Annotated in this window: 13 protein-coding genes; 8 read left to right on the top strand and 5 right to left on the bottom strand. The window is 64.5% G+C overall.

Annotated features, from left to right (window positions below):
• The first annotated feature begins 13 nt into the window (after window positions 1–13).
• Window positions 14–1573 (top strand): oleate hydratase, encoded by a 1560-nt coding sequence (locus ABIB80_RS01095; RefSeq protein ID WP_354126881.1) that lies wholly within the window; start codon window positions 14–16, stop codon window positions 1571–1573.
• 9 nt (window positions 1574–1582) lie between these two features.
• Here the strand turns inward: ABIB80_RS01095 and ABIB80_RS01090 are convergent, their stop codons facing one another.
• The 4 genes from ABIB80_RS01090 to ABIB80_RS01075 form a co-directional block, all read right to left on the bottom strand.
• Complete coding sequence (locus ABIB80_RS01090) at window positions 1583–2158, bottom strand: hypothetical protein (RefSeq protein ID WP_007597530.1); 576 nt, start codon at window positions 2156–2158, stop codon at window positions 1583–1585.
• Between the two features lie 197 nt (window positions 2159–2355).
• Window positions 2356–3669: a tetratricopeptide repeat protein gene (locus ABIB80_RS01085; protein WP_354126880.1), complete on the bottom strand. Its 1314-nt coding sequence runs from the start codon at window positions 3667–3669 to the stop codon at window positions 2356–2358.
• Between the two features lie 13 nt (window positions 3670–3682).
• Window positions 3683–4693, bottom strand: a complete 1011-nt coding sequence (locus ABIB80_RS01080; RefSeq protein WP_007597527.1) for an aldo/keto reductase — start codon at window positions 4691–4693, stop codon at window positions 3683–3685.
• A 279-nt stretch (window positions 4694–4972) separates the two neighbouring features.
• The gene (locus tag ABIB80_RS01075) at window positions 4973–5398 is read right to left on the bottom strand and encodes a PaaI family thioesterase (protein ID WP_354126879.1); all 426 of its coding nucleotides are present in this window, start codon (window positions 5396–5398) and stop codon (window positions 4973–4975) included.
• A 67-nt stretch (window positions 5399–5465) separates the two neighbouring features.
• Here ABIB80_RS01075 and ABIB80_RS01070 point away from each other — a divergent pair, with 67 nt between their 5' ends.
• Entirely contained in the window at window positions 5466–6095 is a 630-nt protein-coding gene (locus ABIB80_RS01070) for an NUDIX hydrolase (protein ID WP_376707503.1), read from the top strand.
• 70 nt (window positions 6096–6165) lie between these two features.
• Window positions 6166–7380 (top strand): hypothetical protein, encoded by a 1215-nt coding sequence (locus ABIB80_RS01065; RefSeq protein WP_354126878.1) that lies wholly within the window; start codon window positions 6166–6168, stop codon window positions 7378–7380.
• A 167-nt stretch (window positions 7381–7547) separates the two neighbouring features.
• On the opposite strand, the gene ABIB80_RS01060 is transcribed toward ABIB80_RS01065, so the two are convergent.
• Window positions 7548–7850 (bottom strand): hypothetical protein, encoded by a 303-nt coding sequence (locus ABIB80_RS01060; RefSeq protein WP_219682443.1) that lies wholly within the window; start codon window positions 7848–7850, stop codon window positions 7548–7550.
• Window positions 7851–8045: 195 nt separating this feature from the next.
• Here ABIB80_RS01060 and ABIB80_RS01055 point away from each other — a divergent pair, with 195 nt between their 5' ends.
• The 5 genes from ABIB80_RS01055 (at window position 8046) to ABIB80_RS01035 (ending at window position 13174) form a co-directional block, all read left to right on the top strand.
• Window positions 8046–8525, top strand: a complete 480-nt coding sequence (locus ABIB80_RS01055) for a hypothetical protein (protein WP_354126877.1) — start codon at window positions 8046–8048, stop codon at window positions 8523–8525.
• A 163-nt stretch (window positions 8526–8688) separates the two neighbouring features.
• Window positions 8689–9636, top strand: a complete 948-nt coding sequence (locus tag ABIB80_RS01050; RefSeq protein ID WP_007597521.1) for a TAXI family TRAP transporter solute-binding subunit — start codon at window positions 8689–8691, stop codon at window positions 9634–9636.
• Window positions 9637–9796: 160 nt separating this feature from the next.
• A complete protein-coding gene (locus ABIB80_RS01045; RefSeq protein ID WP_354126876.1) occupies window positions 9797–11905 on the top strand; it encodes a TRAP transporter permease in 2109 nt (702 codons plus the stop codon).
• Window positions 11866–12279: a DUF1850 domain-containing protein gene (locus tag ABIB80_RS01040; protein ID WP_502918722.1), complete on the top strand. Its 414-nt coding sequence runs from the start codon at window positions 11866–11868 to the stop codon at window positions 12277–12279. The genes ABIB80_RS01045 and ABIB80_RS01040 overlap by 40 nt, the downstream gene beginning before the upstream one ends.
• An 88-nt stretch (window positions 12280–12367) precedes the next feature.
• Window positions 12368–13174: an SDR family NAD(P)-dependent oxidoreductase gene (locus tag ABIB80_RS01035; RefSeq protein ID WP_219682439.1), complete on the top strand. Its 807-nt coding sequence runs from the start codon at window positions 12368–12370 to the stop codon at window positions 13172–13174.
• Window positions 13175–13283 lie beyond the last annotated feature (109 nt).

Here is a 13283-nt window from a genome sequence, read left to right as displayed (position 1 = left end):
ATCGAGGCAAGACATGAAGGCGTATTTCATCGGTGGCGGCATTGGATCGCTCGCGGGCGCGGCGTTCCTGGTTCGTGACGCGCAGCTGCCGGGGCGGGACATCGTGATCTACGAGGCGCAGCCGCTGCTCGGCGGCAGCCTCGACGGCGCGCTGCTCGCGAACGGCGCTTATTCGCTGCGCGGCGGACGCATGCTCACCACCGATCACTACGAATGCACCTGGGAGCTGCTGTCGAGCATTCCCTCGGTCGAACATCCCGGCCTCAGCGTGCGCGAGGAAACCGTCGCGTTCAACACCGAGAACCCGGCGCATTCGCAGGCGAGGTTGGTCGATCGCAACCGCTTCAAGCTCGACGTCTCGCATATGGGATTTTCCGCGCGCGACCGGCTCGAGCTGCTGCGGCTCACGGAGGCCTCGGAGGAGACGCTCGGCAACAGCCGCATCACCGACTGGCTGTCGCCCAAATTCCTCGAATCCAATTTCTGGTTCATGTGGCAGACCACTTTCGCCTTTCAGCCCTGGCACAGCGCGGTCGAGCTGAAGCGCTATCTGCATCGCTTCATGAACGAATTCCCGCGCATCGAGACGCTCGCCGGCGTCAAGCGCACCGTCTACAACCAGTATGACGCGATCGTGCGGCCGCTTGCCGACTGGCTCAAGGGTCAGGGCGTGCAGTTCGTGCGCGGGACCGCCGTCACCGACATGGCGATCGAGAGCGAGGACGGACGCTTGCGGGTGCGCCAGCTCGTACTCGACCGCGACGGCCGCATCGCCACTGTCCAGATCGAGGACGGCGACCTCGTGTTCTTTCAGAACGGCTCGATGACGGATGCCTCGAGCCTGGGCTCGATGACCGAGCCGGCTCCGCGCCTGACCAAGTCCGACAGCCGGGGTTGGGCGCTGTGGGAACAAATCGCGGAGGGACGTCCCGAATTCGGCAAGCCGTCCGCGTTCAACGCGTCGATCCCGGAATCCTATTGGCTGTCATTCACGGTCACCTGCCGCGATCCGCGCTTCTTCGACAAGATGGAGGCGTTCTCCGGCAACAAGGCCGGCACCGGCGGCCTCGTCACGTTCAGGGACTCCAACTGGCTGATGTCGGTGGTGCTGTATCACCAGCCGCATTTCGCCGGACAGCCGAAGAACGTGCAGGTGTTCTGGGGCTATGCGCTGCATCCCGACCGCGTCGGCAATTTCGTGGCCAAACCGATGTCCGATTGCAGCGGCGCCGACATCCTGAAGGAGCTTTGCGGGCATCTGAATTTCGACGTTGGCGTCTTCGAGGATGCGATCTGCGTTCCCTGCCGCATGCCCTACATCACCAGCATGTTCATGCCGCGCAGCGCGACCGACCGGCCGCTGCCGGTGCCCAGGAATTCCGTCAATCTCGCCTTCGTCAGCCAGTTCGTCGAAATCCCCGATGACGTCGTGTTCACCGTCGAATATTCGGTGCGCGCGGCGCAGACGGCGGTCTATCAGCTGATGAAGATCGATCGCCCGGTGCCGCCGGTGACGCGGCACGACAAATCGCTCGCAGTGATCTTCGCAACGCTGGAAAAGGCGTTCACGTGACGGGTCGAGTTATTTGAACGGATCCTGGATCGATGGCGCCGACTGCCTGATACGACGCACGCTCACGGGCGTGCCGTCGGAAACGAACAGCAGTTCGTAGCGGCGGCCCTCGCTGTCGGTGGCGGAGCAGGTGACATCAGTCACCTTCTTGGCGGCGAAATTGCCGGTCTGGCGGCAGAGGCCGGTGGAGGTCTGCTCGGCCGGCACTGGCAACCCGTCGACCTTGGGGCGGTCCTTGGAGTTGAGCAGCATGCGATCGATCGGCAGCTCGTAGGAATTGTCGTCGGCGCGCTTGCCGTTCTCGCCGGAGAACGACACGACGTGATTGTGATCGGCGGGATCGTCGACCGCGACCGCGAAATTGACCCGGCCCTTGTCACCGTGGGCGTAGGCCACCGTCTTGCAGGCGAAGGTGCGCCCGGCGACCTTCAACGTCTTGCAGTGGCCGGACATCAGCGCCAGCAGGTCGACGTAAGCGTTTGCGGCCGGAGGGTTGTTGACGGGAATCGACAAGGAAGACTCGGCAAAACAAGGGCTTGCCAGGCTGATAAGGGCGGCGGTGAGGACTGGTCGGCAGAGGCGCATCGGGAGGCTCACATGCCAGGGAACCACGGAAAAGTTCCGTCCGATAACCAGCGAACCGCAAATTGGTTGCGATCCCGTTTGTTCTGCCGGATCCGTCTGAAATACCACCGCGCCACCCCAACGGCGATTCGCCCGTATCGCCCAACCCATTCCCGGCCGGCACTTGCCGCCCGGCCGGTGTTTTTTTCGTGGCGGAGCTACCCCATTGCCGCCTGCCAGCGCGTATCGCGCAGGGAGGGACGGCGGTGCAGGCGCGCGTCGAGCAGCGCGCGGGCGCGCGGCAGGTCGCCGCTGCGCATGAGGGCAACGACAAAAGTGTCCTCGATCAACTCGCGCTGGGCATGGCTGCCGCCGACGCGCACGACCTCGCCGAGGACCGGCGCGAGCATTTGCACGCATGCCGCGTAATCCTCTTCCGCAAAGGCTGCCAGCGCACGGCAGACCGCGGGCACCACGGGACCGGCCGGAAGCTTGCCATCGGCGAGCCGCTGCTCGATCGCGGCAAGACGTATGGCGAGCGCCTCGCGATTTTGCGTCGCAGCCGCGAACAGCGCCATGTGGATGTCGGCGAAGGGCAGGCTCGATTTCGGAAACAGCTTTTGCGCGGTGGCATCGGCTTCGACCCAGAGCGCTTTCGGCACGGCGTGGCCGTAAGCCGACAGGCGCCAGAGCAGGGACGCGGCGTCGGTGACGACGTTGAGCGGCGGCGCCTGCGTCGCCTGCGGCTGCAGCACGTCGGCATAGATCGCGAGCGCCCGCGCGGCATCGCCATGCTCCAGCGCGCCGAGCGCCTGATGCCAACGGATGTGGCCGTGCAAAATTCCAGCCCGGTCGTAAGAGGGTATCCAGTCGTCGACGAGTCGGTCGGCCGCCTCGATCGAACCGTCCTCGAACATCGCATGCAGCACGGCGTGCGCGGCGTGGGCATTCTGCCGGCGCAGGTCGAAGCCGCGCTCGGTGATACCGCGACCGCGACCGACATTGCCGTTCTCGGTCATCGCCCAGCCGTACATGGTGAGGAACCACCAATCCTCGCCATAGTGATGCGCCACGCGCTCGCACAGCTCCTGCCGCGCGCGGTCGTGATCGGCCATGCCGGAGAATGCGAACAGGCCGAAGGCGCCGAGCGGCAGCGACAGCACCAATGCATCGCGCGGCCACGCCTCGACGTGCTTCATCGTCGCCGCGATCGCCTCGGGCAGCCGGCCCTCGATTGCGAGCGCCAGCGTCTCGACATGCGAACGCTCGCGTTCCGTGCCGCGTGTCGCCACGAGCTCACGCGCGAGTGCCGCCTTCTGCCGTGCCAGATCGCCTTGCTGATAGAAGCCATGCAGGCGGCCGCGGGCGATATGGGCCAGCGCAAAATCCGGATCGGCCGCAATCGCGCGCTCCAGCGTTTCCGCCGTACCGGTCCAGCCCGCGAGCATGAGGTCGACGCCCTCGCGATAAGCGGATGCCGCCTCGGGCGAAGAGGTAGAGAGCGGCAGGCCGTAGCGATCTTCGAGGGCCATTCTTGTCTCCGGCTCAGGCCGTCCGCGCGCGACGTCCTTCAATCGGATAGGCCGGGTCGTTGTAGCCCGGCGTCGAGGGATGCCCCGGCACGACGAGTCTGTCGATCAGCGCCTCGTCTTCCGCAGTGAAGCGATAGTCGAGCGCGCCGGTGTAGCCGTCCCATTGCTCCTCGGTGCGCGGCCCGGCAACGATCGAGGAGACAAAGGCGGAGTTCAGCACCCAGGCGACCGCGAACTGGCCTGCGGTGATGCCCTTTTTCTCAGCGTGGGCCTTGATCTCCTGCGCCAGCTGAAGCGATTCCGGCCGCCATTCGGTCTGCATCATGCGCGTGTCGTTGCGGCCTGCGCGCGTCTCCTTGTCGGGAGCCGCGTCGGGCTTGTATTTGCCGGTCAGCACGCCGCGCGCCAGCGGGCTGTAGGGCACGATGCCGAGGCCGTAATAGGAGCAGGCCGGGAAGTGCTCGACTTCGGGCATGCGGTTCATGGCGTTGTAATAGGGCTGGCTCACCGCGGGCCGGTCGATGCCGAGCCGGTCGCAGATGTTGCAGATTTCGGCGACGCGCCAGGCGCGGTAGTTCGAGACGCCGAAATAGCGCACTTTGCCGGCGCGGATCAAATCGCCCATCGCGCGCACCGTCTCTTCGAGCGGCGTCGCATGGTCTTCCTTGTGCAGATAATAGATGTCGATGTGATCGGTGCCGAGCCGCTTGAGGCTCTCATCCGCCGCCTGCAATACCCAGCGTCGCGACAGGCCGACACGGTTGGGATCGTCGCCCATGGGATTGGCGAGTTTCGTCGCGAGCACCCAGGCGTGACGGTTGTTGCCGATCGCGCGTCCCACGACCTCTTCGGATGCACCCTTCGAATAGGCATCCGCGGTGTCGATGAAATTGATCCCGGCCTCGTGCGCCTTCGCGATGATCCGCTTTGAGGTGGCTTCATCGGTCGGCCCGCCGAACATCATCGTGCCCAAGCAGATCGGCGACACTTTGATGCCGCTGCGGCCGAGTTGGCGATATTGCATGGGCTGTTTCCTCAACGCTTGTTGACACGCCAGCATAGCCGTCTCACTCCGTCATTGCGAGCGCAGCTAGGCAATCCAGAGATGCGTCTGCGGAAAGATTCTGGATTGCTTCGCTGCGCTCGCAATGACGAGGTTGGGGGAGCAGCTTGCTACGCTCTCAGCTGTCATCGCCCGGCTTGACCGGGCGATCCAGTACGCCGAGAGGATAGTGATGACCGGAGAAGCCTCGGCGTACTGGATTCCCCGCCTTCGCGGGGAATGACAGCGTTGGGTGTGGAGTTACCCCGGCCCCTTCAAAATCTTGAACACACCATTGGCCATCACCACGCAGCGGCCGTCCACGCTGACCTCGGTGCTCATGAAGATCAGGCTGCGCGTCGAGCGCACCACGCGCGGGCGGGAGATCAGGATGTCGCCGATCTGGCCGGCTTCGACGAAATGGGTGTCGAGCTGCACCGTCGCCATGAACTCCTTGCCGGAGACGTAGCGGGCGGTCATGCCGCAGGTACGGTCCGCGAACGTCATCATCACGCCGCCCTGGACCATGCCGCGGCGGTTGTGGTGCTTGTCCTCGGTCGCAAGTGCGAATTCGTGTTGGCCGTCGATCTTGCGCTCCCATAACGGGCCGATCAGATGCATGAAGCCCGTGGTCTCCAGGATGGTCCAGCCGTCTGATTTCAGCCGTGCGGCGGCTCTGTTGGTCATGTCTCGTCCATTCCTGAGCGGGTCGTGCGATCTCATTTCATCGGGGCCGGACGTGGTGTAGTCAAGCATCATGAGATCGTTCGACGATGCCACACGGCGGAATATCGCGGCCGCCTGCGCGGCCTTCACGCGGCTGCCGGAGGACGAGGCGCCGGCGGCGTTGAAGCGCGCCGCGGTGGCAGTTGCGCTGACTGCGGCCAGCGAGAGCGATGACACAGCGTTGCTGCTCACGCTGCGCGCATCTCATTTGCGCGCCCATCGCGGTCAATGGGCCTTGCCCGGTGGACGCTGCGATGCCGGCGAGACGCCGGTCGAGGCGGCGCTACGCGAGCTCGACGAGGAGCTCGGCCTCCAGCTCACCGGCGCGGAGGTGCTCGGGACGCTCGATGATTATCCGACCCGCTCCGGCTATCTGATCACGCCGGTCGTGGTCTGGGCCGCCGACAGTGCCGCGATCAAACCAAACCCCGACGAGGTCGCCTCCGTCCATCGCATCGCGCTTGCGACGATCGAGCGCGAAGATGCGTTTGATTTCGTCGGGATCCCCGAGAGCACGCGCCGTGTGATCCGCTTCCATCATCAGTCGAGCTTGATCCACGCACCGACGGCGGCGTTGATCTACCAGTTCCGCGAAGTGCTGGCAGGACGGCACACCCGCGTCACCGAGCTGGAACAGCCGGTATTCGCCTGGAAATGACGCGAGGGGCGAAAACGAGGTAAACGGCGCGTTAACGTGACAGTTACCGGATGCCTGCTAAGAGGGCAGCATGCATCGATCGATTCGAAATGCCGTGAGACTGGTTCCACTCGCGCTCGTCCTGCTCGCGCCTGCCGCGCGCGGGGGCGAATCCGACGCGCTGCCGCCAGCCGTCCGCAATGCCAAAGCCCAGCTGTTGTCGCAATTTTTCGCGCAAGGCGGCGCGTCGCCGGCCGTGCTCGAATATCGCCGCAAGCTGCAGGAGTATCAGGCGGCGCGTGCTGCGTTCGACGAGGAAGCCGGCGCATATTGGAGTCAGATCTCCGAGAAGCGGAAAGGTCGCAACGCCAAGCGGCGCAGCGGGCAGCAGATCACGCTCGACGATTACGTGCTGGAGCATCCGCCGCTCTATAACGGGCCGAAACGGCCGGTGAATCCGGAGCCGGAGGAAACCCCGGACCGCCCGACGAAAAAGCCGATCCCCGTGGCCGCCGATCTGCTGCGCGCGGCGCAGGAGCTCTATCAGTTCACGCCGCAGCGGCCGTCCAGCGAAGCCGAGTTCAAGCGCGTCTATGCACGCTACGCGCTGGCCTCGGGGCTGACGCGCGAGCAGGCGGTGCGGGTCTATGCGTTCGAGACCGGCGGCACCGGCAGTTACGACGTGCAGGCCGGAATCGAGCATGGCGGCAAGCGCGCCATTTCGACCGCGATGGGCTACAACCAGCTGCTGACGACCAACAGCGTCGAGCTGCTGGCCGAGCAAGGCCATGAATTCATCCGCGCGCTCTCCGACAGGGTCGCGCGGACCTCGGGCCCGGCGCGCCAGTCGCTCGAGCACAAGCTCGCCGTTCTGAAGAAAATGGTGGCACATGCCAAATCGGTGCCCGACACCTGGTCGGAGCACGAGAAGATCGGCAACACCGCGCAGGGCTGGGCCATGCATGCCATGGTGCTCGACATCGACATCGGACCGATGCTGCAGACCCACAAACTGCTCACCTCGGTGCTGTTTGCGCGCGCCAAGGGCTATAGCCGCCCGCTCAGCGCGGCCGAGCTCGAGATGATGAACCTCACCGGCGACGGCACCGGCCTCGACATGGTGACGATGCCGCAGGCGATGCGCGAGCAGGTGCCGACCTCGAACTTCTTCCAGCGCGGCGGCTACGAGCGCAACCCTGTCGCGATCCGCCACAACACGGTGGCGAAGCTGCTGGCGGTGACGGATACGAGGATGGACAGCAACAGCAACAACGCCGGCGCGCGCGAGCTGGCGGGGGCGTTCTAGCCGTTCGCCCTGCCACACCTTCCGCTGTCATGCCCCGGCTTGACCGGGGCATCCAGTACGCCGCGGCCTCTCGATTCAATCACGACGGCCTCTTGAATACTGGATCACCCGCTTTCGCGGGTGATGACACCGAGTGTGTGGTGGCGCCGTCGCCCGCCATCCCCGCCCTACTGATCCGACCCGAACTTGAACTTGCCGTCGCCTTCCAGATACGGGCCGCTGCGCATGTAGAGCTGGCCGTTGTGGCCGATGAAGAACAGCGTGCCCTTTGGCACCTTCTTGGCGCCCTTCAGAAGTTCGCCGGCATTGCTGGTGCCCATCTTGTAGGAAAAGGTCTTGCCGTCCTTGTCATAGGCGTAGCCGGTGTCAGGCTTGAGCTCCCAAGGTGTTGCAGCGGTCTGCGCCAATGCGGGCGCAGCGAACGCGCCGAGCACGGCCGTCACCAGAAAAATCCTTGTCGAAAATGCCATCACCCTATCCTCCCCATCGAGGCGCCCCGGCTTGAACAAATCACGAACGGCGCTTCCAGGTCAATTTGCGAAAGCGCCGCAGCGCATCACGTCTTGCCGAGCAGTTTGTGATTTTCCCTTCGTCCCCGCGCGACTATGTTCCGCTTTCCGTCTAGAACGCAATTCGACAAAAACATTGGGTAGGGGATGATTCGAATGAACCTCGTCATTAAAGCTTGCTGGGCCGCCGGCCTGTTGCTGACGGTGCTCGCGCCGGCCGCCCGGGCCGATGATTACCAGCTCAGCCACAACCAGAGGATTTCGTGCAGCCGCGGCCTGGCCCCAGGCAAGCTGAACACCGCGACCTGCAAGTCCTACACATATCTCTTCAACACCAAGACCTCGGAATATTTCCGTTGCCAGGTCTCGCTGGCGCTGACCCGCGACAACAAGGAAGTCATCAACGTCCAGACCGACGGCGCCTGCACCAAGAAGCCGCGCATCTTCGAGACCGACGGCCATTACGATTTCGACGCCACCGAGACCGAGCCGCCGAACACCAATTCGTTCTTCGGCCCCGGCGGTTACTCGGTCTGGGCCGCCGACGTCGGCGCGCAGAAGGTGCGCGGCTGCATCATCATCTCCTCCGGCCTCGGCTCCGACATCTCCAAATGCCTGGACATGACTTTCCAGTGAGGGGCTGTCCACGCCTGGCTGCGCCACCTCGCCGCACCCGCCGAGTTCCCCAAAAATCGAGCCAGGACAGCCATTTACCGCAGTCCTGTTTTGACTTTTGGATGGGTTGACCCGCCCCCCTCATCCGGCCAACTTCCCGGCCGGTTTGGGGAGTAGAAAGATCATGAAACGAACGATTTTCGGCGTGGCCGCGGCTGTTGCTCTGGCGGCGTCGGCGCCTTGCGCGCAGGCGCAATCCTTCATCAACGTGCTGACCGGCGGCACCTCCGGCGTCTACTATCCGCTCGGGGTCGCGATCGGAAAGATCTACGGTGACAAGATTCCGAACGTGAAGACGCAGGTGCAGGCCACCAAGGCGTCAGTCGAGAATCTGATCCTGCTCCAGCAGGGCCGCGGCGAGCTGGCGTTCACGCTGGGCGACTCGCTGAAAGCGGCCTGGGACGGCGAGGAGGAGGCGGGCTTCAAGTCCAAGCTCGACAAGCTCAGGACCATCGGCGCGATCTATCCGAACTACATCCAGATCGTCGCGACCGCCGAGAGCGGCATCAAGACGCTGGCGGACCTCAAAGGCAAGAGCCTGTCGGTTGGCGCGCCGAAATCGGGCACGGAGCTGAATTCGCGCGCGATTCTGGCGGCGGCGGGTATGAGCTACAAGGATCTCGGCAAGGTCGAGTATCTGCCGTTCGCCGAATCCGTCGATCTCATGAAGAACCGACAGCTCGGCGCGACCCTGCAATCGGCCGGGCTCGGCGTGGCCTCGTTGAAGGATCTGTCGACCTCGAGCCCGATCACGGTGGTGTCGGTACCGAAGGAGACCGTCGACAAGATCGGCCTGCCCTTCATCGCGGCGACCATTCCCGCCAACACCTACACCGGGCAGGACAAGGACGTGCCGACCGCGGCCGTGGTCAACTATCTCGTCACCAGCTCGGCCGTGTCGGACGATCTTGCCTACCAGATGACAAAACTGGTCTACGAGTCGCTGCCCGAGCTCGCCAACGCGCATGCGGCCGGCAAGGAGATCAAGCTCGAGACGGCCGCCAGCGGCAGCCCGGTTCCGCTGCACCCCGGCGCGATCCGCTACTACAAGGAAAAGGGGCTGATCAAGTAAGGTCGGCCGTCACTATCGGACGTCATGGCCGGGCTTGTCCCGGCCATCCACGTTCTAAGGCCAGGCGAGAAAGATCGTGGATGCCCGGGACAAGCCCGGGCATGACGGTCTGAATACGCGGCGCCAATGCTATAAGCGCTGGACGGTTGGGGACATATCGATGTTGCAGGCAGAGGGCAGCGAAGCGCCCATCAAGGTCGAGTTCGACAATTTCGAACACGGTTTTCCGGAAGGCTTTGGTCCGGGCTGGTGGGGCACGCTCGCGTACTGGATCGGCATCGCCTTCGCGACCTTCCAGCTTTATGTCGCGGCCTTCAACTATCTGCCGAGCCAGGTGGTGCGCGGCGTCCATGTCGGATTCCTCATCCTCCTCACCTTCGGCCTGATCGGCAACTTCACCGCCAAAAGCAATGTCGGCCGCGGGCTCGGCTGGCTGATCGGCAGCGCGGGCTTTCTGTGCGGGCTCTATCAATGGATCTTCTATGCGGATCTGATCGCACGTGACGGAGATCCGACGCGCCTCGATCTTGTGGTCGGCACGCTGCTCGCCGTCCTGATCTTCGAGGGCACGCGGCGGCTGATGGGCGCGGCGCTCCCGCTGATGTGCGGCGCCTGTCTCGTCTACTGGTTCTTCGGCCAGTATCTGCCGTCACCGCTGAACCATCGCGGCTATGATTTCGACCAGATCGTCACTCATCTCTCCTTCGGCACCGAGGGCTTTTACGGCGTGCCGATCTACGTCTCGGCGACCTACATTTTCCTGTTCATCCTGTTCGGCTCGTTCCTGGAGCGCGCCGGCATGATCCAGCTCTTCACCGACGTTTCTCTTGGGTTGTTCGGCAGGACCCGCGGCGGCCCGGCCAAGGTCGCGGTGTTCGCCTCGGGCATGATGGGCACGATCTCGGGCTCGGGCGTCGCCAACGTCGTCACTGTTGGCCAGTTCACGATTCCGCTGATGATCAGGTTCGGCTATCGCCGCGCGTTCGCGGCCGGTGTCGAGGCGACGGCCTCGATGGGCGGGCAGATCATGCCGCCGGTGATGGGAGCGGTTGCCTTCATCATGGCGGAGACGCTCGGCGTCCAATATTCGGAGATCGTGAAAGCGGCGGCGATTCCCGCGATGCTCTATTTCGCCTCCGCCTTCTGGATGGTGCATCTGGAGGCCGGCAAGCACGGGCTCACCGGGATGAAGAAGTCGGAGACCCCGAGCGCCTGGAAGGCGCTGGTGACGCGCTGGTACCTCGTGCTGCCGCTCGCAGCGCTCGTCTACATGCTGTTCGAAGGCTTTACGCCACTCTATGCCGGCAGCATGGGCCTCGCGCTCACAGTGGGGCTGATCCTCGGCACCGCCATCACGACGGGCGCACCTTCGATGGCTATCCGCTATATCTTCTGGATCGGGCTTGCGCTCGTGGTCGCGGCGCTCTCGCGCGACGGCCTTCAGATCGTGCCGGTCGCAGGCGTCGTCGTCGCGTTGATCGTGATCACTGCGTTCGTGCGCGGCGGATTTTCCGCCCTGCGCGCCTGCCGCGATGCGCTGGCCGAAAGCGCGAAATCCGCCATCACCGTCGGCATGGCCTGCGCCATCGTCGGCGTCATCATCGGCATGATGTCGCAGACCGGCGTCGGTACCATCTTCGGCGGCTGGGTGATCGGGCTCGGCGAGAAGAGCCTGTTCCTGGCGCTGATCATGACCATGCTGCTGTCGATCCTGCTCGGCACCGGCATCCCGACCATCCCGACCTACATCATCACGGCGGCGCTCGCGGCGCCCGCGCTGGCGAAACTCGGCGTACCGCTGATCGCGAGCCACATGTTCGCGTTCTATTACGGCATCATGGCCGACCTCTCGCCGCCGGTGGCGCTGGCTGCGTTAGCCGCGGCACCGATCGCGAAGGAGAATCCTGACAAGATCGGCTGGGAGGCGATGCGTATCGCGCTGGCCGGCTACGTCATCCCCTTCATCTTCGTCTATTCGCCGGCGCTGATGCTGCAGGCCGGCGATCCCATGGCCGCCAAGCTCGGCTTCTACGGCGCGGTGGCGTTGGCGACCTTGAAGGCCCTGGTGGCGATCGCCCTGTTCGGCATGGTCGCCATCGGCTTCCTGTTCACGCGCCTGACGTTCCTTGAACGTTTGGTCGCGTTCGGTGCCGCGATCTGCCTGCTCGGCGATTTCCCGTTCAGCGACACCGCCGGCTTCCTGTTCGCCGCGGCAATCGTGCTGTGGCAGTGGCGGCGGCGTCCGCCGTCGCCGGTCGAGGCGGTGTGAGCCTCTGCTTCGTCACAGCCTCAGGCGTGAAGGCGCTGGCGCTGTCCGCGTTCACTCTGGTGTGGACGCATTCCATCGCGAAGGTCGACTGGCAGGAAGACTGGCGCGTCACCCCCGCCGGGCTCGAACTGACGCAGGCACGCGTGAAGGGCACCGGCCCCGGCATGGAGCCGCCGCCCGAGGCGCGCCTCGTCGACGGCTGGTTTCAGTGGAGGCCTGCGCGTGCGCCGATGCCGGAGGTGGTGCTCGGCAATTCGGGCGCGGCTGGCGAATGGCGGCTATGCCATGACGGCAAGTGCCGGACGTTGTCCGAGATTGTCGGTCATCCCATTGGTGCTAACGTCACAAAGATGAGCGTCTGCAAAGATCGGTAGCCCGGATGAGCGAAGCGACATCCGGGAGCGGCGGCCCCGGATATCGCTACGCTCATCCGGGCTACAAGAAAAATAAAGGAGAAACGCGATGGGTCGGCTCAAGGGCAAGGTTGCGATGGTGGTGGGCGCCGGCTCGATCGGACCCGGTTGGGGCAACGGCAAGGCCACCGCGGTCACCTTTGCGCGCGAGGGCGCGCAGGTGTTTTGCGTCGATCGCAACGGCGCGGCCGCCGAGGAGACCGTGAAGATCATCACGGACGAAGGCGGCCAGGCGATCGCGTTCACGGCCGAGGTCTCGCGTGCGCACGAGGTCGAGGCGATGGTCGCCGCGTGCCTGCAGGCCTACGGCCGCATCGACGTCCTCGACAATAATGTCGGCATCGCCGAGATGGGCAGCGTGGTCGAGGTGACCGAGGAGAGCTGGGACCGCGTCTTCAGCGTCAACCTCAAGAGCGCGTATTTCGCCATGAAGCACGTCATCCCCGTGATGGTGAAACAGGGCGGCGGCTCCATCATCAACATCTCCTCGATCGCTTCGATCCGCCACATGGGTATCTCCTACGTCACGTACGGCACTTCGAAAGCGGCGATGAACCAGATGACGCGCACCACCGCGATCGAATTCGCGCGCCACCATGTCCGCGTCAACGCGATCCTGCCCGGCCTGATGAAAACGCCGATGGTGGAGCATTCCGCCGGTCTCGCCGCCAGTTACGCCAAGGGCGATGTCGAGGCGATGTGGCGGGCGCGCGATGCGCAAGTGCCGATGGGCCACATGGGCGACGCCTTCGACGTCGCTAACGCCGCACTGTTCCTGGCCTCGGACGAAGCGAAATATGTGACGGGGATCGAGCTCGTGGTGGACGGCGGGATCACGTGCAAGGCGGGGGCGTAGCTCCTTGCTCGTCGCCCTGGCGTAAGCCAGGGCCCATTACCACAAGGCTCGGTTGGCGAAGACTGCCGGCTCCAGCTTCTTCAACAATCAGCATTCGGGGTAATGGGTC

Source organism: Bradyrhizobium sp. i1.15.2, assembly GCF_040548425.1.
In the GTDB taxonomy this organism is placed as follows: domain Bacteria; phylum Pseudomonadota; class Alphaproteobacteria; order Rhizobiales; family Xanthobacteraceae; genus Bradyrhizobium; species Bradyrhizobium canariense.
The sequence above is the reverse complement of the archived record's forward strand: the minus strand, read 5'-3'. Positions and strand labels throughout refer to the sequence as shown.